General features: G+C 67.2%; 24 protein-coding genes and 1 tRNA gene. 15 read left to right on the forward strand and 10 right to left on the reverse strand.

Translation table 11 applies throughout. The features are described from left to right. Positions 1–32 precede the first annotated feature (32 nt). The 3 genes from AWC31_RS03785 to AWC31_RS03795 all read left to right on the forward strand — a co-directional run bounded on the left by AWC31_RS03785 (position 33) and on the right by AWC31_RS03795 (position 3,308). A complete protein-coding gene (locus AWC31_RS03785) occupies positions 33–1,178 on the forward strand; it encodes a TIGR03364 family FAD-dependent oxidoreductase (RefSeq protein WP_085142886.1) in 1,146 nt (381 codons plus the stop codon). A 16-nt stretch (positions 1,179–1,194) separates the two neighbouring features. Further along, the gene (locus AWC31_RS03790; protein ID WP_085142888.1) at positions 1,195–1,893 is read left to right on the forward strand and encodes a phosphonatase-like hydrolase; all 699 of its coding nucleotides are present in this window, start codon (positions 1,195–1,197) and stop codon (positions 1,891–1,893) included. Positions 1,894–1,982: 89 nt separating this feature from the next. Continuing rightward, positions 1,983–3,308 carry an MFS transporter gene (locus tag AWC31_RS03795; protein ID WP_085143409.1) on the forward strand — a complete coding sequence of 442 codons (1,326 nt, stop codon included), beginning with the start codon at positions 1,983–1,985 and terminating at the stop codon, positions 3,306–3,308. Here AWC31_RS03795 and AWC31_RS03800 read toward each other — a convergent pair. Continuing rightward, positions 3,305–4,042, reverse strand: a complete 738-nt coding sequence (locus AWC31_RS03800; protein ID WP_085143408.1) for a GntR family transcriptional regulator — start codon at positions 4,040–4,042, stop codon at positions 3,305–3,307. The two genes, AWC31_RS03795 and AWC31_RS03800, sit on opposite strands and share 4 nt — an antisense overlap. A 103-nt stretch (positions 4,043–4,145) precedes the next feature. Here AWC31_RS03800 and AWC31_RS03805 point away from each other — a divergent pair, with 103 nt between their 5' ends. Continuing rightward, positions 4,146–6,023 (forward strand): alkyl/aryl-sulfatase, encoded by a 1,878-nt coding sequence (locus AWC31_RS03805; protein WP_085142890.1) that lies wholly within the window; start codon positions 4,146–4,148, stop codon positions 6,021–6,023. On the opposite strand, the gene AWC31_RS03810 is transcribed toward AWC31_RS03805, so the two are convergent. After that, a complete protein-coding gene (locus AWC31_RS03810; protein ID WP_085142892.1) occupies positions 6,020–6,775 on the reverse strand; it encodes an SDR family NAD(P)-dependent oxidoreductase in 756 nt (251 codons plus the stop codon). The two genes, AWC31_RS03805 and AWC31_RS03810, sit on opposite strands and share 4 nt — an antisense overlap. Before the next feature lie 59 nt (positions 6,776–6,834). Between AWC31_RS03810 and AWC31_RS03815 the strand changes: the two genes are divergently transcribed. Both AWC31_RS03815 and AWC31_RS03820 read left to right on the forward strand, forming a co-directional pair. Then, positions 6,835–7,443: a histidine phosphatase family protein gene (locus AWC31_RS03815; RefSeq protein ID WP_085143410.1), complete on the forward strand. Its 609-nt coding sequence runs from the start codon at positions 6,835–6,837 to the stop codon at positions 7,441–7,443. A 3-nt stretch (positions 7,444–7,446) separates the two neighbouring features. Next, a complete protein-coding gene (locus AWC31_RS03820; protein ID WP_085142894.1) occupies positions 7,447–8,466 on the forward strand; it encodes a phosphotransferase family protein in 1,020 nt (339 codons plus the stop codon). A 12-nt stretch (positions 8,467–8,478) separates the two neighbouring features. On the opposite strand, the gene AWC31_RS03825 is transcribed toward AWC31_RS03820, so the two are convergent. Continuing rightward, positions 8,479–8,841, reverse strand: coding sequence for a LapA family protein (locus tag AWC31_RS03825; RefSeq protein ID WP_085142896.1), 363 nt, complete (start codon positions 8,839–8,841; stop codon positions 8,479–8,481). Between the two features lie 116 nt (positions 8,842–8,957). On the opposite strand from AWC31_RS03825, the gene AWC31_RS03830 reads away from it, so the two are divergent. The 5 genes from AWC31_RS03830 to AWC31_RS03850 are packed head-to-tail and all read left to right on the forward strand — an operon-like array spanning position 8,958 to position 13,076. Then, positions 8,958–9,899 carry an ABC transporter substrate-binding protein gene (locus AWC31_RS03830; protein ID WP_067851549.1) on the forward strand — a complete coding sequence of 314 codons (942 nt, stop codon included), beginning with the start codon at positions 8,958–8,960 and terminating at the stop codon, positions 9,897–9,899. Beyond that, positions 9,896–11,002, forward strand: coding sequence for an ABC transporter ATP-binding protein (locus AWC31_RS03835; protein ID WP_067851552.1), 1,107 nt, complete (start codon positions 9,896–9,898; stop codon positions 11,000–11,002). Before AWC31_RS03830 ends, AWC31_RS03835 begins: the two co-directional genes overlap by 4 nt. A gap of 3 nt (positions 11,003–11,005) precedes the next feature. Continuing rightward, positions 11,006–11,668: an ABC transporter permease gene (locus AWC31_RS03840; protein ID WP_067851554.1), complete on the forward strand. Its 663-nt coding sequence runs from the start codon at positions 11,006–11,008 to the stop codon at positions 11,666–11,668. Then, positions 11,665–12,471 carry an ABC transporter permease gene (locus AWC31_RS03845; RefSeq protein WP_085143411.1) on the forward strand — a complete coding sequence of 269 codons (807 nt, stop codon included), beginning with the start codon at positions 11,665–11,667 and terminating at the stop codon, positions 12,469–12,471. Before AWC31_RS03840 ends, AWC31_RS03845 begins: the two co-directional genes overlap by 4 nt. Continuing rightward, complete coding sequence (locus AWC31_RS03850; RefSeq protein WP_067851557.1) at positions 12,468–13,076, forward strand: putative glycolipid-binding domain-containing protein; 609 nt, start codon at positions 12,468–12,470, stop codon at positions 13,074–13,076. The genes AWC31_RS03845 and AWC31_RS03850 overlap by 4 nt, the downstream gene beginning before the upstream one ends. Here AWC31_RS03850 and AWC31_RS03855 read toward each other — a convergent pair. Beyond that, positions 13,039–13,983: a prephenate dehydrogenase gene (locus AWC31_RS03855; protein WP_085143412.1), complete on the reverse strand. Its 945-nt coding sequence runs from the start codon at positions 13,981–13,983 to the stop codon at positions 13,039–13,041. The genes AWC31_RS03850 and AWC31_RS03855 overlap by 38 nt on opposite strands. Before the next feature lie 99 nt (positions 13,984–14,082). On the opposite strand from AWC31_RS03855, the gene AWC31_RS03860 reads away from it, so the two are divergent. The 3 genes from AWC31_RS03860 (at position 14,083) to AWC31_RS03870 (ending at position 15,246) form a co-directional block, all read left to right on the forward strand. Beyond that, entirely contained in the window at positions 14,083–14,589 is a 507-nt protein-coding gene (locus AWC31_RS03860) for a tRNA adenosine deaminase-associated protein (protein ID WP_085142898.1), read from the forward strand. Continuing rightward, on the forward strand, positions 14,586–15,038 hold the full coding sequence (locus AWC31_RS03865) for a nucleoside deaminase (RefSeq protein ID WP_085142900.1): 453 nt from the start codon (positions 14,586–14,588) through the stop codon (positions 15,036–15,038). The genes AWC31_RS03860 and AWC31_RS03865 overlap by 4 nt, the downstream gene beginning before the upstream one ends. 117 nt (positions 15,039–15,155) lie before the next feature. After that, positions 15,156–15,246, forward strand: a tRNA-Ser gene (locus AWC31_RS03870). 8 nt (positions 15,247–15,254) lie between these two features. Here the strand turns inward: AWC31_RS03870 and AWC31_RS03875 are convergent. The 6 genes from AWC31_RS03875 to AWC31_RS03900 are packed head-to-tail and all read right to left on the reverse strand — an operon-like array spanning position 15,255 to position 21,098. After that, the gene (locus AWC31_RS03875) at positions 15,255–15,704 is read right to left on the reverse strand and encodes a DoxX family protein (RefSeq protein ID WP_085142902.1); all 450 of its coding nucleotides are present in this window, start codon (positions 15,702–15,704) and stop codon (positions 15,255–15,257) included. Then, positions 15,701–17,116: a Dyp-type peroxidase gene (locus AWC31_RS03880; protein WP_085142904.1), complete on the reverse strand. Its 1,416-nt coding sequence runs from the start codon at positions 17,114–17,116 to the stop codon at positions 15,701–15,703. Before AWC31_RS03880 ends, AWC31_RS03875 begins: the two co-directional genes overlap by 4 nt. Beyond that, entirely contained in the window at positions 17,113–18,462 is a 1,350-nt protein-coding gene (locus tag AWC31_RS03885; RefSeq protein WP_133060107.1) for a hypothetical protein, read from the reverse strand. The genes AWC31_RS03880 and AWC31_RS03885 overlap by 4 nt, the downstream gene beginning before the upstream one ends. Before the next feature lie 5 nt (positions 18,463–18,467). Beyond that, positions 18,468–18,938, reverse strand: coding sequence for a hypothetical protein (locus AWC31_RS03890; protein ID WP_085142908.1), 471 nt, complete (start codon positions 18,936–18,938; stop codon positions 18,468–18,470). Then, positions 18,935–20,728 (reverse strand): peroxidase family protein, encoded by a 1,794-nt coding sequence (locus AWC31_RS03895; RefSeq protein WP_085142910.1) that lies wholly within the window; start codon positions 20,726–20,728, stop codon positions 18,935–18,937. The genes AWC31_RS03890 and AWC31_RS03895 overlap by 4 nt, the downstream gene beginning before the upstream one ends. Next, the gene (locus AWC31_RS03900; protein WP_067851573.1) at positions 20,688–21,098 is read right to left on the reverse strand and encodes a hypothetical protein; all 411 of its coding nucleotides are present in this window, start codon (positions 21,096–21,098) and stop codon (positions 20,688–20,690) included. The genes AWC31_RS03895 and AWC31_RS03900 overlap by 41 nt, the downstream gene beginning before the upstream one ends. Positions 21,099–21,190: 92 nt before the next feature. On the opposite strand from AWC31_RS03900, the gene AWC31_RS03905 reads away from it, so the two are divergent. Next, on the forward strand, positions 21,191–22,546 hold the full coding sequence (locus tag AWC31_RS03905; protein ID WP_085142912.1) for a WS/DGAT/MGAT family O-acyltransferase: 1,356 nt from the start codon (positions 21,191–21,193) through the stop codon (positions 22,544–22,546). Positions 22,547–22,555: the final 9 nt, after the last annotated feature.

Consider the following 22,555-nt stretch of genomic DNA (forward strand, 5'->3'; position numbering starts at 1 on the left):
ACAAGTACGGAGGCGTGGACCACAGTGTCCGCATGGGAAATCAACAGCACTACGACGTCGTCGTGGTCGGCGCCGGCATCGTGGGCCTCGCGCACGCGTATCACGCACACCAGCGCGGGCTCACGGTTGCCGTCATCGACCACGCCGACGGCGTCGTCGGCGCCTCCGTGCAGAACTTCGGCCACGCCTGCATCACCGCGCAATCCGGCGTTGCGCTCACGTACGCCCGCAAGGGCCGGGGACACTGGCTGAACCTGTCGCGCCAGGCCGGGTTCTGGTCGGCCGAGGCGGGTACTTTCTGCGTGGCCCGCCACGACGACGAACTCGCCGTGATGAACGAGTTCGCGACCACGCGGCCCGCGGGTGACGTCATCCTGCTGGACCGCGAGCAGATCCTCGACCGGATCCCGGTCCGTGCGGCGAACGTCACCGGCGGCATGTATCTGCCCAACGACCTGCAGGTCGACCCGCGCACGGCCGCGCCGTCGATCGCACGCTGGCTGTCCTCGGTGGGCGTCGACTTCTACTGGCGCACGGCAGCAACGGGATTCGCACACGGAGTCGTGCACACCTCACGCGGCCCCCTGCGTGCCGGAACCACGTTTGTCACCGTGAACTACGACATCGACCGGCTCTTCCCGGCGCTGGCCGAGCGCGACGGCCTGTTGCGCTGCCGCCTGCACATGCTGCGCGCCCGGCTGCCGCTGGCCTTCGCGCTTCCCGCCCCGCTCTTCACCGGGTGGTCCCTGGTGCGCTATTCGGGTTTCGAGAACCTGCCATCCACCGCGGCGCTCGCCGAGCGGCTGCGCGCCGAACATCCCGACTACGTCGCGATCGATCTCCACCAGATGTACACGCCGCAGCGCGACGGATCGCTGCTGATCGGCGACACCCACTACCGCGACGTCTCCACATCGCCGTTCCAATCGGAGGAAGGGTTCGCCGTGCTCGTCGAGGAAGCGCGGAAACTCTTCGGAGTCAACGACATCGAGATCAGCGAGCGATGGCAGGGCGTCTACAGCTCGGCACCCGGCCAGGAGTTCCTGATCGAGGAGCCGATCGAGCGGACCCATGTCGTGACCGTCACCACCGGAATCGGCATGACCACGAGCATGGGCCTGGCCCAGGACAGCGTCGAGAACGCACTCACCCGCGACGGCGTCGTCGCACACGTTTAACCCGAGAGGAAATCCGATGAGTACCAACACCAAAGAGTCGATCAGTCTCGTCGTCTTCGACATGGCGGGAACCACCGTCGAGGATTCGGGCCTGGTCCAGCAGTCCTTCCTGGCCGCCGACAGCCACGCGGGCCTGTCGAAGACCGACGCCGACCGCGAGGAGATGCTGCGCTACGTGTCCGACACCATGGGGCAATCGAAGATCGTCGTCTTCCGTCACCTGGCCCGCGGTAACGAGGAGCAGGCGCAGGCCGCCAACAAGGAATTCGAACGCTGTTACAGCCAGCTCGTCGCCGAGGGCAACTGCAGCGCCATCCCCGGCGCCGAAGACGCGATCACCTCGTTGCGGTCCCGCGGAATCAAGACCGCACTGACGACGGGCTTCGCGCGGGAGACCCAGACGGCGATCATCGACGCGCTGGGCTGGCACGATCTCGCCGACCTCGTGCTGTGCCCCGAGCCCGGCATGCGTGGCCGCCCGTACCCCGACATGCCGTTGACCGCGCTGATGCGCACCGAAACCGATTCGGTGCGTTCGATGGTCGTCCTCGGTGACACCTCGTCGGATGTCATCAGCGGTCTGCGCGCCGGAGCCCGCGCCTCGATCGGCGTCCTCACCGGTGCACACGACAAGGGCCAGCTCGCCGACGCCGGAGCCACCCACATCATCGACAGCGTTGCCGACTTGCCGTCATTGCTCGCAACCCTGCGTTGATCGATTCCCAGCCTTCCGTTCTCGTCTGAGGAACCTGCCGCTGTCGCGCCAGCGCAGCATTTGCATCACACCTATCAAAGGTGCATTTCATGTCCCACGCAACGACATTCAAGGCCCAGACCCCCATCCGACGCTATGAGCGCTGGCGCTTCCAGATATTCGCCGTCACCTGGATCGCATATGCCGGTTTCTATTTCACCCGTCAGGCCTTCTCGGTGGCCAAGCTCGGGATCCTGGAGGATCCGGTACTGAGCATGACCCTCACCAAGAGCACGATGGCCAATCTCGACGCGGCCTATCTGGCGGCCTACGCCGTGGGCCAGTTCGTCTGGGGGCAGGTGTCCGACCGGTACGGCCCACGCGTGGTCGTCCTCGGCGGGCTGGCGATCTCGGCGATCGCGACCCTGTTCATGGGCCTGCTGCCCGCGCTGGTGTTCCTGCTCCCGCTGATGATCGTGCAAGGGTTGGCCCAGTCGACCGGATGGTCCGGGACGCTCAACAACATGGCCCAGTTCTTCTCGATCGGGGAGCGGGGCCGGGTTCTCGGTCTGTGGAGCACCAACTACGCGTTCGGCGGCCTAGTCGCCGCACCGCTGCTGGGTTGGGCCGCCTACACGGTGTTCGGCAGCTGGCGGGCGGCGTTCTTCACCGGTGCGGCCATCGTGGTCGGCGTGTTCGTCGTGGTGCTGCTGTTCCAGCGCAACCGGCCGCAGGATGTCGGCCTGCCGCCGATCGAGGAGTACCACGCCAAGGAAGAGATCGCGAAGCTCGAGGATTCACCCGTGGCGGAGGCCGTCGCCGAGCCGACGCCGTCCTGGCGGGAATCGCTTGCGGTCGTGCTGCGCGATCGCATGGTGAGAACCCTTGGCGCGTCGTACTTTCTGCTCAAACCGGCCCGCTACGCGATTCTGCTGTGGGGTCCGGTGATCGTGGCGGAGCGACTGCAGGACGGCGACAAGTTCCAGGCGGTCACCATCCCGGTGGCGTTCGGCGTGGCAGGCATTCTCGCCCCGATCCTGCTCGGCCGCGTCTCCGACCGGGTGTTCAAGGCGCGCCGTATCCCGGCGTGCGTGCTGAGTCTCGCGGTGCTCGTGGCGGTGCTCGCGTTGTTCGCGCCGCTGACCGCGACCGGCAACGCGTGGATCATGACGGCGGTGCTCGGCGTCATCGGGCTGAGCATCTACGGCGCCGACGCGATGATCTCGTGTGTCGCGGCGGTCGACTTCGGAACCTCCAAGCACGCCGGCACCGCGAGCGGCCTGATCAACGGATGCGGCTCCACCGGTGCGATTCTCGGCGGCCTGCTTCCGGGATACCTGAGCACCTCGGCGCTGTTCTACGGTTTCGCGGCAGCCGCATTCGTCGCGATGCTGCTGCTCATCCCGCACTGGAACCGGATGCCTGCCGCCGATTAGGAGCGGGCGTCGATGGTTCGGGCGTTGACGATGCTGAACGCGACCAGATCCGGTCGGTACCGATCGTCGGCGTACTCGAACACCCGCCCGTCCTGATCCCGGGAGGTGCGGCGCTCACGCAACAGCGGACTGCCCGGGTCGATACCGAGATTCTCGGCGTCGACCCGGGCAGCCGCGACTGCGTCGAGGACATGCTCCATCGAGTCGAAGTGGACGCCACGGCTCGCGAGATAGTCGGTCATCGAACCGGAATCGGTGTCGAACTCGAACAACAACGAACCAACGGAGTCGATGAAGGTGCTGCGCTCGATCATCGCCGGTTCACCGTCGAGCAGGCGGACGCGTACGACGTCGACCACGAAATCGTCGGCGTTCAGGTCCAGCGCGACCATCGCCGGCTCGGACACCCGGCGCCGCGCCACTTCGAGCGTCCGGCTGCCCGCCGTCCGGCCGTTGCGTCGCGCCCACTGGGTGAACGGTGTGAAGGTGTCGAGGGTCTGCGTGGCGTCGTGGCTTCGCACGACGGCCGGCTTCCCCTGCGAGAGTTGGATCAGCCCTTCGTTTTTCAACGTGGCAAGGGCTTGCCGTACCGGGCCCCGCGACACCCCGAACTCGGCGCACAGCGCGCTCTCGGCCGGCAGCGACTGACCGATGGCGTAGTCCCGCCGCATGATGCGTTGACGTAGCTCACCGGCGACGTGGATGTGACGCGGCTGCGAAGTGGACGAGGTCATCCCCGCATCACCCTCCCGGCCGGTTGTCATGACAAGTTCACTACGCATAGTAGTCAGCTCGAATCGAAAGCCGGCCCAGCGCGGCAGTGGCAGGCTCGTAGGCATGGAGCAGAAGCCACCCACCGCAACCATCGAGTCTGCGCACCGCGACCATCTTCGGGCCCTGCCGTTCGATGACACCGGTGATTTCGAGAATGCCGACCGGGGCTTCATCGCCGCGCTCGACCCGTGCGTCATCAAATCCGCCGACGGCCGGGTCGTGTGGGACAACGACGCGTACGCGTTCCTGGCCGGCGACGCCCCTACTTCGGTGCACCCGAGCCTGTGGCGACAGTCGCAGCTGTGCGCCAAACAGGGGCTGTACGAGGTGGTCGAGGGCATCTATCAGGTGCGTGGGTTCGACATCTCGAACATCAGCTTCGTCGAGGGCGACACCGGTGTGATCGTCATCGACCCGCTGATCTCGACCGAGGTGGCCGCCGCGGCACTGAAGCTCTATCGGGAGCACCGCGGCGACCGTCCTGTTGTCGCCGTGATCTACACCCACAGTCACGGCGACCATTTCGGTGGTGTCCTCGGCGTCACGTCGCAGGCAGACGTCGAGGCAGGCAAGGTCGCGGTGCTGGCCCCGGAGGGATTTGTCGAGCACGCGGTGCAGGAGAACGTCTATGCAGGCACCGCGATGCTGCGCCGGGGGTCCTACATGTACGGCCCGCTGCTCGCACGCGGTCCGCAGGGGCAGGTCGGTTGCGGGCTCGGGCAGAACATGTCCACCGGCGAGGTGTCGATGATCGTGCCGACGCTCGACATCCGCAGCACCGGTGAGAAGCACACCATCGACGGAGTCGAGATCGAATTCCAGATGGCGCCCGGCACCGAGGCGCCCGCCGAGATGCACTTCTACTTCCCGGGATACCGCGCGTTGTGCATGGCCGAGAACGCGACGCACAACCTGCACAATCTGCTGACGCTGCGCGGCGCGCTGGTGCGCGACCCGCACGCCTGGGCGGGCTACCTGACCGAGGCCATCGACACGTTCACCGACCGGGCGGACGTCGTGTTCGCCTCGCACCACTGGCCGACTTGGGGCCGCGAACGCATCGTCGAATACCTTTCGCTGCAACGCGATCTGTACGCCTATCTGCACGACCAGACATTGCGGCTGCTCAACCAGGGCTTCACCGGCGTCGAGATCGCCGAGCAGTTCCAGCTGCCGCCCGCGCTCGAGAAGGTCTGGCACACCCACGGGTACTACGGCTCGGTCAACCACAACGTGAAAGCCATCTACCAGCGCTACATGGGCTGGTTCGACGGCAACCCGGGCCGGTTGTGGCCGCATCCGCCCGAAGCGCTCGGGCCTCGCTACGTCGCCGCGATGGGCGGTATCGATCGCGTGGTCGAACTTGCGCAACGCGCCTTCGGGGAGGGCGATTTCCGTTGGGCGGCAACCCTCCTCGATCACGCCATGTTCACCGACGCCGATCATCCGGCCGCGCGTGCGCTCTACGCCGACACCCTGGAGCAGCTCGCGTACGGCGTCGAGAACGCGACGTGGCGCAACTTCTTCCTGTCCGGGGCCACCGAGTTGCGGGACGGAAAGTTCGGTACCGCAGGCAAAGTCGCGTCACCGACCATGCTCGCGCAGCTCTCGCCGGAGCAGATGTTCGACACCATCGCGATCAGCATCAACGGGCCGCGCGCGTGGGATCTCGACGTCGCGCTCGATTTCACGTTCGCCGACACCGGCGACAACTATCGAGTGACCCTGCGGAACGGGGTGCTGGTGTACCGCAAGGTCGCGGCCGACGAATCGACGGCCACCGCGACCGTCAGGCTCGCCGACAAGCTGCGGCTGCTCGCGCTCATCGGCGGTGACAGCGGCTCGGCGGGGCTGGAGATCGCCGGCGACGCTTCGGCGTTGGCATCGGTCGTCGCCGTACTCGATCGATCCGACCCGAACTTCGATATCGTGACGCCCTAGGGCAGGCCGCCATCGGCGCGCAGGATCGAGCCGGTGGTGAAACTTGAAGCGTCAGACATTAAAAACAGTGCCGCACCGACGATCTCGGCCGGGTCGCCGGCCCGCCGCAACGCGAGATGCCCGAAGGGTTCGCCGGTCATGTCCCACGCCTTGCTGACATCGGTGAGGAACGGGCCTGCCATCAACGTGTTGACCCGCACCGAGGGGCCGTAGGCCTTCGCGAGCCCCTCGGTCAGCGTGTTCAACCCGGCCTTGGCGGCCGCATACGGCAGCATGTACTGGTCCGGCCGCAGCGATCCGGATGAACTGACGTTGACGATCGAGCCGCCACCGTCGGCCACCATGCGTTCACCGATCAACGCCGACAACCGGAACGGCCCTTTGAGATTGAGGTTGAACACCGCGTCGAACAGCTTCTCGGTGACCGATCCGAGTGACCCGTACAGCGGCGACATCCCGGCGTTGTTCACCAGCACGTCGACCTTGCCGAATCGGTCATAGGCGGCATCGACGAGGCCGTCGAGCTCATCCCAGCGTCCGACGTGCACCTGATGGGCAAATGCGCGCCGGCCCGTCGCGGCGGCGATCTCCTCGGCGGCCAGCACGCACGACTCCATGTTGCGGCTCGCGACGATCACGTCGGCCCCGCACCGCGCGGCCGCCATCGCCATCTCCCGGCCGAGGCCGCGGCTACCACCCGTCACCAGCACGACTTTGTCGGTGAGGTCGAACAATTCGTCGGCGTAGCCCATAACCGCACCTTTCTCCGGCCCGGCTCGGGCCTGTGCTCCTGCGGCCATATGGTGTCACGGTGCAACTGCTTCTGGTCCGACATGCGCTGCCGTTGCGCAGCGAACCCGGTCAAGGATCCGATCCCGTGCTGTCCGAGGCCGGCGCCGAACAGGCCGGCCGGCTGCCGGCAGCGCTGGCCCGGTTCCCCGTCTCGCGTGTCGTGAGCAGCCCGCAGCGCCGCGCCATCCAGACCGCGGACCCGGTCGCGGCCGCGTTGGGGCTTTCGGTGGAGATCGACGACCGACTCGCCGAGTACGACCGCGACATGTCGCATTACGTGCCGATCGAGGACATCGCCAAGGAGAATCCCGAGGAGCTCGCCCGGTTGGTCAACGGGCACCTGCCCAGCGGGGTCGACGAGGATGCGTTCAAGGCGCGGATCAACGCGGCGGTCGCCGACCTCGTGGCCGCGGGTGACCACGACGACACCGTGGCGGTGTTCAGCCACGGCGGGGTGATCAACGTGCTCCTGCACGAGATCCTGGGCACCGAGCGCCTGCTGTCGTTTCACGTCGACTACGCGTCGGTCACGCGGTTGCTGTCGTCACGCTCCGGAAAGCTGGCGGTCGCGTCGGTGAACGGCACCGAACACGTATGGGACCTGCTGCCCAGAAATGTCCGGTGGTAGACAATGACCGTGACTTCACTGGAAGGCCTCGACCTCGCCGCGCTGGACCGCCACCTCCGGGCCGAGGGCATATCCCGCACAGGTGAACTGCACGCCGAGCTCATCGCCGGCGGCCGCTCCAACCTCACCTTCCTGGTGTTCGACGACGCTTCGAAATGGGTTCTGCGGCGCCCGCCGCTGCATGGGCTGACCCCGTCGGCACACGACATGGCGCGCGAGTACCGGGTGGTCGCGGCGCTGGCCGATACGCCGGTTCCGGTGGCCCGCGCGGTCACGATGCGCAACGACGACTCGGTGCTGGGCGCACCGTTCCAGATGGTCGAGCACGTCGGTGGACGGGTCGTCCGTACCCAGGACGAGCTCGCCGCACTCGGCGATCAGGCCGTGATCGACGGCTGTGTCGATGCGCTCATCAAGGTCCTCGCCGACCTGCACGCGGTCGACCCGGCCGCGGTCGGCCTCGCCGATTTCGGCAAGCCCGACGGTTATCTGGAGCGTCAGGTCCGGCGTTGGGGCTCGCAGTGGGAGCACGTCAGGCTGCCCGACGACGCGCGCGACGACGACGTCCACCGGCTCCATGCGGCGCTGGGGCAAGCGGTTCCCCCGCAGAGCCGCAGCTCGATCGTGCACGGCGACTATCGCATCGACAACACCGTTCTCGACGCCGAGGACGCCACGAAAGTCCGTGCGGTGCTGGACTGGGAGATGTCGACGCTGGGCGATCCGCTCAGCGACGCCGCCCTCATGTGCGTCTACCGCAGCCCCATGTTCGAGTTCGTCCACTCCGACGCCGCCTGGACCTCGTCGAAGCTGCCGTCGGCCGAGGCCATGGCGCAGCTCTACTCGGTGCAGTCGGGGCAGGAACTCGCGCACTGGGACTTTTACATGGCGCTGGCCTATTTCAAGCTTGCGATCATCGCGGCCGGGATCGATTTCCGCCGTCGTGAAGGCGCCGACGGGCCGGAGCAGGTCGGTGAGGCCGTGGCACCGCTCATCGCCGCAGGTCTGAGCGCGCTCGGCTGATCGGCACGAGCGTCAGCCGCGCAGGGCGGCCTTGAGGTTCTTCTTCGCGGCCCGGCGCAGCTGGAAGATCCGCGCGGTGCCCGCGGCGACGGTGAGCAACCCACCGGCCACCGCGGCGCCGAGGATGGCCACGCCCAACGGCAGGGTCCAGTGCCAGCCGAGGAACGCGAACTCGGCCGATGTGGTGTTCTGCGCGATGAAGATCAGCAGGACGATCAACACCAAGAAACCCATGATCAGCGCTGACCACAGCGCTGCGGCGCGGGTGAACTTGGGTTGGGCTTCTGGTTTCGTCGGCTTGCCGGTCTCCGGCGGGAGCGGCGAGCCGGGCATCGGCTCGGGCAAATCGGGCGATGCTGACTGATCGCTGGTCATGCTGCCATCTTTGCCCGTATCGGTGCCAAAGCAAACCACCGTGAGGTAAAGCGCGGCGGCATGTCGGGTGTGCCGTTAGGGTCGACAGAGGCTCGTGACGCCGAAAGGACGTGTGCATGCGGCACCGATCACTGGCATTACTCGCATTCCTGCTCGCCCTGCTGGTGCCATTCGCATCGGCCTGCGGCAGCTCCAATCCACTCGGCGGCGGGCCGATATCGGGTGATCTCAAGGAGATCACCGTCGGGTCCGCGGACTTCCCGGAGTCCAAGATCATCGCCGAGATCTACGCTCAGGCGCTGGAAGCCAACGGCTTTCAGATCAGCAGGCAGTTCGGTATCGGCAGCCGGGAAACCTACGTGCCTGCCGTGCAGGATCATTCGATCGATCTCATCCCCGAGTACACGGGCAACCTGCTGCAGTACTTCGACGAGGAGACCACCGCGACCACCCCCGACGCGGTGCTGATCGGGTTACTCAAGGCGCTGCCCGGTGACCTGTCGATCCTGTATCCGTCGCCCGCCGAGGACAAGGACACCCTCGCGGTCACCGAGGCGACCGCGCAGCGCTGGAACCTCAAGACCATCGACGACCTCGCGAAGCACTCGGCCGAGGTGAAAGTCGGCGCGCCGTCGGAGTTCCAGACGCGCGTCACCGGTCTCGTCGGCCTGAAGGACAAATACGGCCTCGACATCGCGCCCGCCAATTTCGTCGCGATCAGCGACGGCGGCGGGCCCGCCACGGTGCAGGCGCTGAACAGCGGCGCGATCACGGCCGCCAACATCTTCAGCACGTCGCCGGCGATCGAGCAGCACCGCCTGGTGGTGCTCGAGGATCCGAAGAACACCTTCCTTGCCGCCAATGTCGTTCCGTTGGTGGCCTCGCAGAAGATGTCCAACGATCTGAAGACGGTGCTCGACGCGGTGTCGGCCAAGCTCACCACCGAGGCGCTGATCGAACTGAACACCGCGGTCGAGGGCAACCAGGGCGTCGATCCCGACGAGGCGGCCCGGAAGTGGGTTCAGGACAACGGATTCGACAAGCCGGTGGTGAAGTGATCACATTCGAAGGCGTCACCAAGCGCTATCCGGACGGCACGGTGGCCGTCGACAACCTCAGCCTCGAGGTGCCGCAGGGCACGCTGACGGTGTTCGTCGGACCCTCGGGCTGCGGCAAGACCACCTCGATGCGGATGATCAACCGGATGATCGACCCGACGTCGGGCACGCTGACCGTCAACGGTGAGGACGTCACCAAGGTCGATCCGGTGAAGCTGCGGCTCGGCATCGGCTACGTCATCCAGAGCGCAGGGCTCATGCCGCACCTGCGGGTCGTCGACAACGTCGCGACGGTGCCGGTGCTGAAGGGCGAATCCCGGCGCAGCGCACGCAAAGCCGCGATCGGCGTGATGGAACGCGTCGGCCTCGACCCCAAGCTGGCCGATCGGTATCCGGCGCAGCTGTCGGGCGGTCAGCAGCAGCGCGTCGGGGTGGCCCGTGCGCTGGCGGCCGACCCGCCGATCCTGCTCATGGACGAGCCGTTCAGCGCCGTCGATCCCGTCGTCCGAGAGGACCTGCAGACCGAAATCCTGCGTCTGCAAAGCGAATTGCGCAAGACGATCGTGTTCGTCACGCACGACATCGACGAGGCGGTCAAGCTGGGCGACAAAGTCGCGGTCTTCGGCCGCGGCGGCGTGCTCCTGCAATACGCCGATCCCGCCTTCGTCCTGTCGAACCCGGCCAACGAACTCGTATCGGGATTCGTCGGCGCCGACCGGGGATACCGCGGCCTGCAGTTCTTCCACGCCACCGGGCTGCCGCTGCACGAGATCGCGCATGTCGACGAGAACGACATCGACGCACTCAACCTGAATCCGGGGGAGTGGCGGCTCGTCATCAAGTCCGGTGCACCGTACGCGTGGATCAACGCCGAGGGCGTCGAGGTGCACCGCAAGGGCAACGTGCTCTACGACTGCACCATCGGCGGCGGTTCGTTCTTCCCGCCGGACGGCAGCCTGCGACAGGCTCTCGACTCCGCGTTGTCGTCGCCGAGCGGGCTGGGGGTGGCCGTCGACGACGACGGCAGGCTCATCGGCGGGGTTCGTGCCGACGACGTGCTCGAGGCGCTCAAGGAGCAGCGCCGCGTGCCGGAGCTGGGATAGCGCATGCAGTATCTGCTGACCCACCTCGACGACCTGTGGGCGTTGACGGTCATCCACCTGCGGCTGTCGCTCGTGCCGATCGTGCTGGGTCTGTTGATCGCCGTCCCGCTCGGTGCGTTGGTGCAGCGCACCACCACGCTGCGCCGACTGACCACGGTCACCGCGAGCATCATCTTCACCATCCCGTCGCTCGCGCTGTTCGTGGTGCTACCGCTCATCATCCCGACCCGGATCCTCGATGAGGCGAATGTCATTGTGGCGCTGACTCTCTACACCACCGCACTGCTGGTGCGCGCGGTGCCGGAGGCGCTCGATGCGGTGCCCGAGCACGTGCGCGACGCGGCGACCGCCATCGGTTACCGGCCACTGGTCCGGATGCTGAAAGTCGAACTGCCACTGGCAATTCCGGTCCTGGTGGCCGGGGTGCGGGTCGTCGCGGTGACCAACATCTCGATGGTGTCGGTCGGCTCGGTGATCGGGATCGGCGGGCTCGGCACCTGGTTCACCGAGGGCTATCAGTCCAACAAGAGCGATCAGATCATCGCCGGGATCATCGCGATCTTCGTGCTGGCGATCGTCATCGACACGCTGATCATGTTGATCGGCAAGGCGATCACGCCATGGACCCGGCAACCGCGCGCGTCGAAGGTGAAGGCGGCCGCATGAACTTCCTGCAGCAGGCGCTCACGTTCATCTTCACCGCCGCGAACTGGACGGGCCCGGCCGGGCTCGGCATCCGCATCGTCGAGCATCTGCAGTACACGGTCGTCGCGGTGCTGTTCTCCGTCCTGGTCGCGGTGCCCGTCGGAATGCTCATCGGACACACCGGACGCGGCACGTTCCTCGTCGTCACCGGGGTGAACGCGTTGCGTGCCCTGCCGACGCTCGGTGTGTTGCTGCTCGGCGTGCTGTTGTGGGGCCTCGGCCTGGTGCCGCCCACGGTCGCGCTCATGCTGCTGGGCATCCCGCCGCTGCTGGCAGGCACCTACGCCGGCATCGCGAACGTGGACCGTTCGGTCGTCGACGCGGCACGGTCGATGGGGATGACCGAGAGCCGCGTGCTGCTGCGCGTCGAGGTGCCCAACGCGATGCCGTTGATCCTGGGCGGGTTGCGGACCTCGACGCTGCAGATCGTGGCGACGGCGACGGTAGCCGCCTATGCGAGCCTCGGCGGGCTGGGCCGCTACCTCATCGACGGGATCAAGGTCCGGCAGTTCCACATCGCGCTCGTCGGTGCGCTCATGGTGACGGCGCTCGCCCTGATCCTCGACGCCGCGCTGGCTTTCGCGGTGTGGCTGTCGGTGCCGGGCACCGGGCGATTGCGGTCCTGGCGTGCCGGAGGGGGCCGGCTGCCGCAGCCGTTGCTCGACGACGAGATCGCGCTGGAATCGCGCTCTCCGGCCCGGTCGGGCGGGAGTTCCGGAGTCGGCTACGAAGGCGGACCCCCGTCGCATACGGTAGAAGGGTGAGTGAAGAGGCGCGCACCAGCGAGACGGAAAGTGCCTGGCCGGCGGTGTTGACCTGGCGGGCGCACGACGTGCCGAGGATGGAATCGGTACGCGTGCAGCTGTCGGGTAACCGGATCAAGGCCTACGGGCGCATCGTGGCCGCCGCCACCACGTCCCACCCGGCGTTCTCGGCGTCCTACGACCTGGTCACCGACGAGAGCGGCGCCACCAAGCGGCTTTCGCTCACCGTCACCCTCGCCGAGCGGGAACGCCAGCTCTCCATCGCACGTGACGAGGAGAGCATGTGGCTGGTGCAGGATCACACCCAGACCAAGAGGTCCGACTACGGTGGCGCGGTCGATGTCGACGTCATCTTCAGCCCGTTCTTCAACGCGTTGCCGATCCGGCGGATGGGCCTGCATCAGCGGGCCGATTCGGTCACCCTGCCGGTGGCTTACGTGCGGCTGCCCGAGCTCACGGTCGAAACCGCGACCATCAGCTACAGCAGCGCGGGAGCGGATCTCGAAGCCGGCATCAAGCTGCACTCGCCGGTGGCCGAGACGACCATCACCGTCGACTCCGACGGCTTCATCGTTGACTACCCAGGACTGGCAGAGCGGATCTGATCACGCCGCCGGCCCGTCCGGCGGCAGCGAGTTCGTCACGCCAGTTCTCGGTGCCCACGACCGTCGTGATGATCTCCGGGCGGCTGAAGCTGTCGTAGCGCATGCGCGCGGCGTGGCCCTTCTCGACCAGTTCGGCGACCGAGCCGCTGCTCGCCAAGGCATCCCGGGCGCGGGTCAGCAGTTCGATGCCCTGCTCCAAGGCAGGCAGCAGCTGCCCGGCATTGGCCTCGCACATCGCTCGCACGAGGTCGGGTGCGGTCGCCGCGACGCGCGTGCCGTCCCGGAACGATCCGGCGGCCAACGCGAACGCCAGCGGCACCTCACCGGCGATGTCGGCCAGGGTCTCGGCGAACAGATGCGGCAGGTGTGAGATGGCCGCTGCGGCGGCGTCGTGTTCGTCGGAGCGGGCCGGCACCACCACGGCCTGGCAGTCGAGCGCCAACTGCGTCACGAGCGTCCACACCTGCGCGTCGACATGGTCGTCGACGCTGACGACCCACGGGGCGCCGATGAACAGACCCGCATTTCCCGCCGCCCAGCCCGAGTGCGCGGTCCCGGCCATCGGATGGCCGCCCACGAAACGGTCCAGCAGCCCGAACTGCTCGACCTCACGCAGCACCGCGCCTTTGACGCTGGTCACATCGGTCAGCGGGCAGTCAGCGGCGGTTTCGCGGATGTGGCCCAGCAGGATAGGCAGGGCAGGCATCGGGACCGCCAGCACGATCAGCGCGTCACTGGCTGCGGCCCGGTCAAGGGCTTCGCCGAGGTGCTCGGTGACATCGAAGCCGTCGAACCGGGCGGCCTGCACGGCTTCGATCGAACGGTTGTAGCCGAAGACCTCCCGCCCGGCCGCCGCGGCGGCACGCATCACCGAACCGCCGATCAGTCCGAGCCCCAGCACGCACACGGGAGTGTTCGTCACGATTAAAGGTTGGCACATCGCTCCGGCCGGGGCCGAGGGTGATCCCTGGTCAAACTCGCTGGTCGGCGACTACCGTAGGCGCTCATGGGAGCACAGCGCGCGCCGGCAGACCTGCCCGACGGCTTCGGCGTGGCAGTTGTCCGAGAGGACGGCAAGTGGCGGTGTATGCCCATGCGCCGAGGCGCGCTCAACAGTTTGAGCGTGGCCGAGACCGAATTGCGCGAGATGCGCAGTGCCGGCGCGGTGTTCGGGCTGCTCGACATCGATGACGAGTTCTTCGTGATCGTGCGGCCCGCGCCCGCCGGAACCCGGCTGCTGCTGTCGGACGCCACGGCCGCGTTGGACTACGACATCGCCGCAGAGGTCCTGGAGAAACTCGACGCCGACATCGAACCGGACGACCTCGACGACGCCGATCCATTCGAGGAAGGCGATCTCGGGCTGCTGTCCGACATCGGGCTACCCGATGCGGTGCTCAGCGTCATCCTCGACGAAACCGACCTCTATGCCGACGAACAGATCGGCCGAATCGCCCGCGAGATGGGTTTCGCCGACGAGCTGTCGGCCGTGCTGGACCGCCTCAATCGGTGAGATCCGACGAACAGCTGATCCGCGCCGCGCTCGACGCCGCACGATCGGCGGGCCCGCGTGACGTGCCGATCGGTGCGGTGGTGTTCGCACCCGACGGCACCGAGCTCGCCAGGGCGGGCAATGCGCGCGAGCTGCTCGGCGATCCGACCGCACACGCCGAGATGGTCGCGATGCGGGCCGCGGCCGTCGTCCTCGGCGACGGCTGGCGGCTCGAAGGCACCACGCTGGCCGTGACCGTCGAACCATGCACGATGTGCGCCGGTGCCCTGGTGTTGGCCCGGGTGGCGCGCGTCGTGTTCGGGGCGTGGGAACCCAAGACCGGGGCCGTCGGCTCGCTGTGGGACGTGGTCCGCGACCGCAGGCTCAACCACCGGCCCGAGGTGGTCGGCGGGATCCTGGCCGACGAATGCGCGGGCCTACTCGAGGAGTTTTTCGCGCGTCAGCGCTGATCGCGTGCATCCTCGGCGCCGAGTGTGAACATGTTTGCGAGTTTCGCGCCGATCTTCGCCATCTTCTTCACACTCGCCGATTAGGGCCTACGCGGCTCGCCCGGTAAGCTGCCACACGGTGGCGTGTCCGAGCGGCCTAAGGAGCACGCCTCGAAAGCGTGTGACGGGTAACCCCCGTCCGAGGGTTCAAATCCCTCCGCCACCGCCATAACCTCCTCACCGGTTTTCACTGGTGAGGAGTTTTTTGTGGCCGCGCAACTTCGTGTCCAACGCAAGCCGCCCGGGTCCGCTCAGCAGCAGGCTCAACACGCCCGCGAGGATCAGGAGTGCCTCCCGGAACTCGGGCAGCGGATCGCCGCCCGGCAGTGGCTCGGGGATGCCGCCGGCGATGAACCCGAGCACCAGCAGGCCACCGACGTTGAGCGCGTTGACGATGGTCGCGACGCGGAAGAAAACGCCGAGCAGGATGGCGAGCCCGCCACCGAACTCGACGACGCCCACCACCCAGCCCACGAAGTCGGCGAACGGCACCCCGAGTTGCCCGACGAGGTGGGCGATGTTGGCGTGGCCACCCGGGGCGAACAGTTTGATGCCGCCGTGCAGGATGAGCCCGCCGCCGAGAAACACCCGAAGCGGCAGCGGCGCCCAATCCCGCCACGCGGTCATGGCAGTGCCGCGAGGTAGCGCGTGGCCGCGATGCCGGGCATGAAGAAGTACGCGCCGCCGACCGTGTGGACGAAGCGGGGCAGGCCGGTGACGCGTTTGCGGATCGGGTCCTGCTGCACGGTGAAGGTGCCGCCGGCCTCGCCGTGCCCGTTGCCGCGCGGGCCGGTGATCGGATCATCCTCGCGGTAGCTGCCGTCGAACTTGGTGCTGTTGACCCAGGTGTGCTGGATGAACTCGAACTGCCTACCGAGTTGGGTGTTGAAACAGATGAAGTGCAGGCCGCGGTCGACGCCGTCGTCGGCGGTGGCGATCAGGTCGGCGGGCTCCATCGACGGCGCCAGCGGCGGCCCGTAGGCGCGGCCGCGCCGGATGATGCGGTGACGCTTGCCGACGTCGATCGAGCGGTCGGAACCGGGGAACGGGTCGAGCGCGTCGCGTGGGTTCGACCGCCGAAGGTGTGAGCCGATCGGACACTTGAGGCCGTCCGGGTCCTCGGACCGGAAGTACATGAAGTCGTTGTCGTCGGCCAACGTCGGATCGTCTGCGGTCGGCGCCTTCACGAGCGGTGCGCCGCTGGGCCAGCGGCCGACCATCTTGGCCGCCAGCCCGACGCATGCGGGCACCCGGTCGAGCGCGTCACCGGACCTGTCGGCCAGGCTGTTCCAGAAACCGGCGACGTCCTGTCTGAGCTGGCGGAAGACGAGGTAGCTGCCGTCCCTACCGAAATCGCGCAGGCCGGGGGCGTCGGCCGCCTCGGGTAGCAGCCCGCGGGGGTCGGAGGCGGGGTCGACGAGCGGCCGGTCGGTGAACTGACCGTAGGCATTCGGATAGCCGAGCACGAACTCGCCCGCCGCCACGGTGTTGCCCGGCGGTCCGCCCACGTCGTAGCCGTCGACCAACGGTTGCGAGATGCCGTCGCGAAAACCGAAGTGTTCCTTGCGTCCCGGCAGGGTCAGCGAATCGAGCCGTGAGACGACGCGCAGCCCGTTGCCGGACAGGTCGTGACGGGCTTCGAGCTCGGCGACCGCGTCGGCGTCACGGCCGTAGAGCATCAAGAGCGCATCGACGCCACCGCCGTCCCAGCGCCAATGGGACGGCGAGCTTCCGTCGTAGTCACCGAGGATGCGGCGGCGATGCTCGGTGCCGGTCATGCCTTCCCGGAACTCGCCTGCCAGCATGCCGACGTGCTCGGGCGGCAACCCCAGCCGCACCAGGCCGGCCGGCGTGAAGGCGATGTTCGTGCACGTGTCGGTGATCTCGGGCCGAACCGCGCTGTCGCGCAGGGGAAGCTGCGCGAGCCATTCCTTGGCGGCCGTGACATCGTCGACCGCCAACAACACGAAGGCCGCGTTGTCCAAGGCGCCGTAGCCGTGCAGGATGATGCCCTGAATGTCGTCGAGTTGCAGCGTCATAGCCGGTCCCAGGGAATGCTGTCGAGCCGTTTGGCCACCCAGTTGGATTCGGGAAGGTCGTTGCCGCAACCGAATCGGCGCAGCCAGCGGCGGGTCCCGGCCTCGTCGGTCTTCTCCGACAGGCCCTGCCGGATCGCCTCGTTGTTCGCGATGTTCTTGGTCGTCAGGTGCGGGTAGGCGCTGTACCAGACGTTGCTCGGGGCCTGGCGGGTGGGCAACAACCGCTTGTAGGCCTTCTCGTCGGTGATGCCGCCGAAGAACAAAAATCGCGTACGCGGGAATCCGTCGCCATTGCTGAAGATCGCGTTGAGTCCCCAGAAGGCCTTGTCGATGAAATCGTTCATGTAGCTCTCCAGGCTGCCGTCGTAGTTGCTGGAGAAGAACAGGCCTCGGTTGTCGTTCATCCGCACCCACCGGGCGAAGTGGATGGTGTTGAGCCCGGAAAGCGTTCCGCGGTTGTAGATGTGGCGGGTCGCGTAGTCGGTGAGGAACAGGATCGCGGTGGTGGTCAGCCGCCGGAAGAGTCCCGGTTTGAGGAAACCGACCGCGACGATCTGGTTGTGCGCCCAGAAATCCTCGTCGTCACGGAACGCCTGGACCGCCTCGGGTGCGGCCGCGCGGGTGTCGGGCACGTCGCGCTTCTCGTGGTAGCGCAGCAGCGCCGCGAACACGCCGAGCCCGAGGATCACCAGCGGCAAAAACAGCACAGTCACCAACGAGAGTGCGGCGATCCAAAAATACTGGTGGGCAGCCTCTTTGGCTCGCCACACCAGCGAAGGCGGCGAGGCCGGCCGCAGCGCCCAGGCCAGATCGTCCCGGTCGCGCACGAAGTCGACGATCGCGCTCTTGATCTTGCCCGGGTCGAGCGAGCCGAAGTCGTTGGCGTCCAGGAACGCGTTGATCTCGCGCTGCAGCAGATCTTCCTGCTGGATCTGGACCAGTGCGCGGCCCCGGCGGTTGATGTGAGCCGCGGCGGCCTTGACGGCGTGGGCCCGCAGGAACGCCCGCCGGTCGGCTGCCGAGCCCGTACCCGGATAACCCACACAGTGTGAGAACACCGCGTCGAGCCCGGATCCGCAGACCGTGGCCAGCTCATCGATATGCCTGCCGAGCGGCGCGTCGACGTCGGTCAACAACGCGAGCTGTGCCGGAACGGGCGTGCCGTCGAGATCCTCGGTCGGGTCGAACAGCACGAGCCGCGCGAAGTGCACGCCGCTCAGCCGTTCGAACGGGATGACCTCCCACCGCTCGACGTGGTCGGGGATGCGCCCGAGCAGCTCCCGCAGCGAACTCAGCCGACCGCCGGAGACCTCGGCGAGCACGGTGAAGGCTTCCTGGTGCGGCATCGTGATCACCCGGTCGAACGAATGGCGAACCACCCGAAGCGTTTTCGCCACAGCCATACGACGCCGAGGTAGAGGCCGGGGCTGACCAGCCGGATCTCGTCACGCACCATCCGGGCGAGCCACGAGGTCTTGGAGTAGTCGATCAGAACGCAGTCGCCGCCGTCGACCCAGCTGTCGGCGACCGACAGCCGGGCCTTGACGAGACGCAGACCGAACGGCGTGACCTTGTTGCGGAGCACGGCCTCGCGACGGTCGAGGACCTTGCCCTGCCACACGATGATCCGTACCAGCAGCGCCAGCGGTTTGGTCAGCCACGTGCCCGGCCAAGCCAGCAGCGTGCCGCGGGTGTCCCCGTCGGGTATGGGGCCGGCCGGCGACTGCCGAAACAGCGCGTCGAGCATGCGGTTGTTGTACTGGAGCAACGCCGCCTCGTTGAGTGGCGTCGCCCGGTTCAGTTCCGGCCCTTGGCTTGTCATCGCTTGGCCTTGCTCAGGCGCGCCCACGGCGCGAACGCATTCTTCTGCCCGCGCAGCACGGGTTCGAGCTCGGGATAGTGCCGGATCAGCACCGAGCACATGTCGTTCTCGTCGATCCACGCCATGCCCTCCGGTGTGTAGACCCGCGGGGTGAAGTCGACCGTGAAGAACCGGTCACTCTTGAGCCGGCGGGTCGCCATCAGCACGAAGATGCGGAACGCGGTGTCGCTGAAACCGAAACCCTTCGGCAGCTTCTCGCCGAACATGCCGACCATGGCGTCGACCTTCTCGATGTCACCACCGTAGATCTCACGCATCTTCACCGCCGTCTCCAGGCAGCCGCCACTGATCTCCTCGAACGACGTGGCCGGCTTGAGCCGCAGCTGCCGGCGAAACTCGTTGTAGCGCGGCACCCCTCGCTCGCGGGAGCGGATGAGATCGGTGGAGATCAGGTCGATGACCAGGTTGTCGGTGCGGTCGAAGCGGCGCATGAAGTTGGGGCTGTTGTGCAGGGTGACCGCGCCCGGATGTGCGACGCCGAGCGAGTACAGGCAGTTCGCCACCCCAACGCTCTTGAGCACACCTCGCGAATTCGCACCACCGCGGATGCTGTCGAATGAGAGATGTTGCGGTTCAGCGGCTCCCGACAAGCTGAGGAACTCGTAATCGTCGGGCACCAGCGGATGCATGCGGTAGACGGTGACGAAGTCCTCGGTGATGGAATAGGGCGCCGAGTGGTGGTCGGTGGCCGATCCGAGGACGCCACTGACCGCCTCGCTCGAGCTCACCCGGCCGAACAGTTCCTTGACCCGCTCGCCCGCGAGGCCGAACCAGTTCGCGCGCATCCCGATCTGCAGCGTCGGATGGCCGAGGATCGCCGGGGTCCATTCGATGGTGTGGATCTTCGCGATCAGCGCGGCGTTGATCATGCGCGCCTTGTTGAAGATCTGATCGCCGGTCCACGTCGGATAGGCGGCCTTCAACCGATCGCAGATCGCGTTGTGCTCGCGCAGGAAGATCGTGCCCATCAGTTCCAGGCCCAGCCACCAGCCGTCCGCCCCGCCGGACGCCCCGAGCAGCTTCGGGTCGAGCTCGATGAAGCCGTCGGCGTCGATGCGGACCTTGCCGTCGTTGCGATCTGTGCGGATCGCTGCCTGGAACTCCGGATTGCTGCCGTAGATCTGCGATGCGTCCCACCAGTGGGTCTCGGTGTTGATGAACGTCGTGTGCCCCGGCGTCGGATCGGGATCGGCAGGCGTCGACGGAATGTTGATCGTGTCCCCGGACCATTCCGTGTCGCCCTCGGGTACCGGGATCTCGATCATCTTCTTGGGGTCGGTGTCGTGGCTGAACCAGTCGCGGGTCTCGAACTGCAGCCAGGCCGCCGCAAGGACATTCAGGGTTTCTGCCGGTTTGAACTCGTGACGGCGCAGCAGCTCATTACTGATGACGCGCGGGTTCGGGTCCATCAGCCGCGGCATCGTCTCCGCATGTCCCTTGTCCAGCGGCACATTGCGCCCGAACCGCGTGTTCGCCATGCCCATCGACGGTGTGGCCAGGTCGTTGTAGGAGCCGTCGACCGTTCGCACGGTCAGGTACTCGGCGGGCTTGTGGTCCGGCGCCGCCGGTGGCTTGCCCTGGTAGGAGTCGTAGAGGTTGTGCTCGCGCAGCGCGTCGCGGATCCCGATGAGTGCGCCGAGCCCGAGCCACGGTGGCAGCTTGTCCCAACCGATCCGGCGGTCGACCGCCTCACTGACTTTGATGGACCACCTCGTGAGCAGTGATGGCATCCTGGCCTCCTTTCCAAGCGGTGACGGCAAGTGCGGTGTTGATTGCGGAGATGACGACGGCCACCCGGCCCTGTTTGCGTGGCAGGTCGCCGCGGGCTGCGGTGACGGCGGCAGACACAGTGTCGGTGGCGTGGATGAGTACCGCGAGCTTTTCGGCCCGACGCAGTTCGTCGCCGGTGAGCAGGAGCAGGTCGAGCCCGATGAGAACCGTTCGGATGCCGAACATCCGGAACGGGTACGTGCCGGACCGGTCCTCTGTGGTGTCGACGCCCAACCGGGCCAGCACCTTCTCCGGGGCCAGCAGCCCCGCCGTGCCGTTGAGAATCCTGATCACCGCGAGCGTCTTGCGTGCGGCCGTTGGGCTCAGCATGGGCCGATCCTGCGCCGGTTTCCGGGTGATCGAACGAGTAGTGGGCTACCTGTTTTCGCCCGGCCCGGGCCGGATCCGCGTTGAATGGGCGCATGGAGCTCATGTCGCCGACCGATTCGATGTTCCTGATCGCCGAAACGCGTGAGCATCCGTTCCATGTCGGCGGGCTGGCGTTGTACGAGCCGCCGCAGGATGCGGGCCCGACCTTCGTGCGCGAACTGTACGAGGAGATGATCACCCACACCGACTTCCAGCCGGTGTTCCGCAAGCATCCGGCGACGATTCTCGGCGGGATCGCCAACGTGGGCTGGGCTTTCGACAACGACGTCGACCTCGACTACCACCTGCGCCGCTCGGCGCTGCCGTCGCCGGGACGGGTGCGTGATCTGTTGGAACTCACGTCGCGGTTGCACGGCGGCCTGCTCGACCGGCACCGGCCGCTGTGGGAGGCCCACTTGATCGAGGGTCTGCAGGACGGTCGCTTCGCGGTGTACACCAAGCTGCACCACGCACTGATCGACGGAGTCTCGGCCATCAAGCTCATCCAGCGCACACTGACCGAGGACCCGAACGACACCGAGCTCCGCGTGCCGTGGACGCTGCCGCGCCGCAAGCGCGACCGCCAGGGATCGTCGGTGCTGCGCACCGTGACGGACCTGGCGTCCTCAGCCGTCGGGCTCGCGCCGTCGACGCTCAAGCTGGCGCGCGCAGCGCTTCTCGAACAGCAACTCACACTGCCGTTCGGCGCCCCGAAGACGATGTTCAACGTCAAGATCGGCGGCGCGCGCCGCGTCGCCGCCCAGTCGTGGCCGCTCGAGCGGTTCCACCGCGTCAAGGCGGCGGCCGGCGTCACGATCAACGACGTGGTGCTCGGGATGTGTGCCGGTGCGCTGCGCGCCTACTTGAGCGAGCAGGACGCGCTGCCGGACCGCCCACTCGTCGCAATGGTTCCGGTGAGCCTGCGCTCGGAGAGCGAGGCCGACACCGGCGGCAACATGGTCGGAACGATCCTGTGCAATCTGGGCACCGATCGCGAGGATCCCGCCGACCGGCTCGCGGTCATCAGCCAGTCGATGCGCGACAACAAGAAGATCTTCTCCGAACTGCCGCGCGTGCAGGCGCTCGCGCTGTCAGCGCTGATGATCGCGCCGCTGGGACTGGCCGGCGTGCCGGGGTTCACGCGTGCGACGGCACCGCCGTTCAACATCGTGATCTCGAACGTGCCGGGTCCGCGTAAGCCGTTGTACTGGCGGGGCGCGCGCCTCGACGGAAACTATCCGCTGTCGATCGCGTTGGACGGCCAGGCCATGAACATCACGGTGGTCAGCAACGCGGGCAACCTGGACTTCGGGCTCGTCGGCTGCCGCCGCAGCGTTCCGCACCTGCAGCGCATGCTCAGCCACCTGGAGAGCTCGCTCAAAGCACTCGAGGTCGCCAGTGGTGCGTGACCCAAAGGC

It is taken from the genome of Mycolicibacterium wolinskyi (assembly GCF_002101965.1).
Lineage (GTDB): Bacteria > Actinomycetota > Actinomycetes > Mycobacteriales > Mycobacteriaceae > Mycobacterium > Mycobacterium wolinskyi.

Excerpts from the sequence above, each read along its gene's own strand:
- AWC31_RS03875 (WP_085142902.1), bottom strand. The coding sequence starts at position 15,704 with ATGACCGCGTGGCGGGATTGGGCGCCGCTGCCGCTTCGGGTGTTTCTC.
- AWC31_RS03845 (WP_085143411.1), top strand. The coding sequence starts at position 11,665 with ATGAACTTCCTGCAGCAGGCGCTCACGTTCATCTTCACCGCCGCGAAC.
- AWC31_RS03825 (WP_085142896.1), bottom strand. The coding sequence starts at position 8,841 with ATGACCAGCGATCAGTCAGCATCGCCCGATTTGCCCGAGCCGATGCCC.
- AWC31_RS03805 (WP_085142890.1), top strand. The coding sequence starts at position 4,146 with ATGGAGCAGAAGCCACCCACCGCAACCATCGAGTCTGCGCACCGCGAC.
- AWC31_RS03890 (WP_085142908.1), bottom strand. The coding sequence starts at position 18,938 with ATGACAAGCCAAGGGCCGGAACTGAACCGGGCGACGCCACTCAACGAG.
- AWC31_RS03830 (WP_067851549.1), top strand. The coding sequence starts at position 8,958 with ATGCGGCACCGATCACTGGCATTACTCGCATTCCTGCTCGCCCTGCTG.
- AWC31_RS03885 (WP_133060107.1), bottom strand. The coding sequence starts at position 18,462 with ATGCCGCACCAGGAAGCCTTCACCGTGCTCGCCGAGGTCTCCGGCGGT.
- AWC31_RS03790 (WP_085142888.1), top strand. The coding sequence starts at position 1,195 with ATGAGTACCAACACCAAAGAGTCGATCAGTCTCGTCGTCTTCGACATG.
- AWC31_RS03900 (WP_067851573.1), bottom strand. The coding sequence starts at position 21,098 with ATGCTGAGCCCAACGGCCGCACGCAAGACGCTCGCGGTGATCAGGATT.
- AWC31_RS03905 (WP_085142912.1), top strand. The coding sequence starts at position 21,191 with ATGGAGCTCATGTCGCCGACCGATTCGATGTTCCTGATCGCCGAAACG.
- AWC31_RS03785 (WP_085142886.1), top strand. The coding sequence starts at position 33 with ATGGGAAATCAACAGCACTACGACGTCGTCGTGGTCGGCGCCGGCATC.
- AWC31_RS03810 (WP_085142892.1), bottom strand. The coding sequence starts at position 6,775 with ATGGGCTACGCCGACGAATTGTTCGACCTCACCGACAAAGTCGTGCTG.
- AWC31_RS03860 (WP_085142898.1), top strand. The coding sequence starts at position 14,083 with ATGGGAGCACAGCGCGCGCCGGCAGACCTGCCCGACGGCTTCGGCGTG.
- AWC31_RS03895 (WP_085142910.1), bottom strand. The coding sequence starts at position 20,728 with ATGCCATCACTGCTCACGAGGTGGTCCATCAAAGTCAGTGAGGCGGTC.
- AWC31_RS03880 (WP_085142904.1), bottom strand. The coding sequence starts at position 17,116 with ATGACGCTGCAACTCGACGACATTCAGGGCATCATCCTGCACGGCTAC.
- AWC31_RS03820 (WP_085142894.1), top strand. The coding sequence starts at position 7,447 with ATGACCGTGACTTCACTGGAAGGCCTCGACCTCGCCGCGCTGGACCGC.
- AWC31_RS03795 (WP_085143409.1), top strand. The coding sequence starts at position 1,983 with ATGTCCCACGCAACGACATTCAAGGCCCAGACCCCCATCCGACGCTAT.
- AWC31_RS03840 (WP_067851554.1), top strand. The coding sequence starts at position 11,006 with ATGCAGTATCTGCTGACCCACCTCGACGACCTGTGGGCGTTGACGGTC.
- AWC31_RS03800 (WP_085143408.1), bottom strand. The coding sequence starts at position 4,042 with ATGACCTCGTCCACTTCGCAGCCGCGTCACATCCACGTCGCCGGTGAG.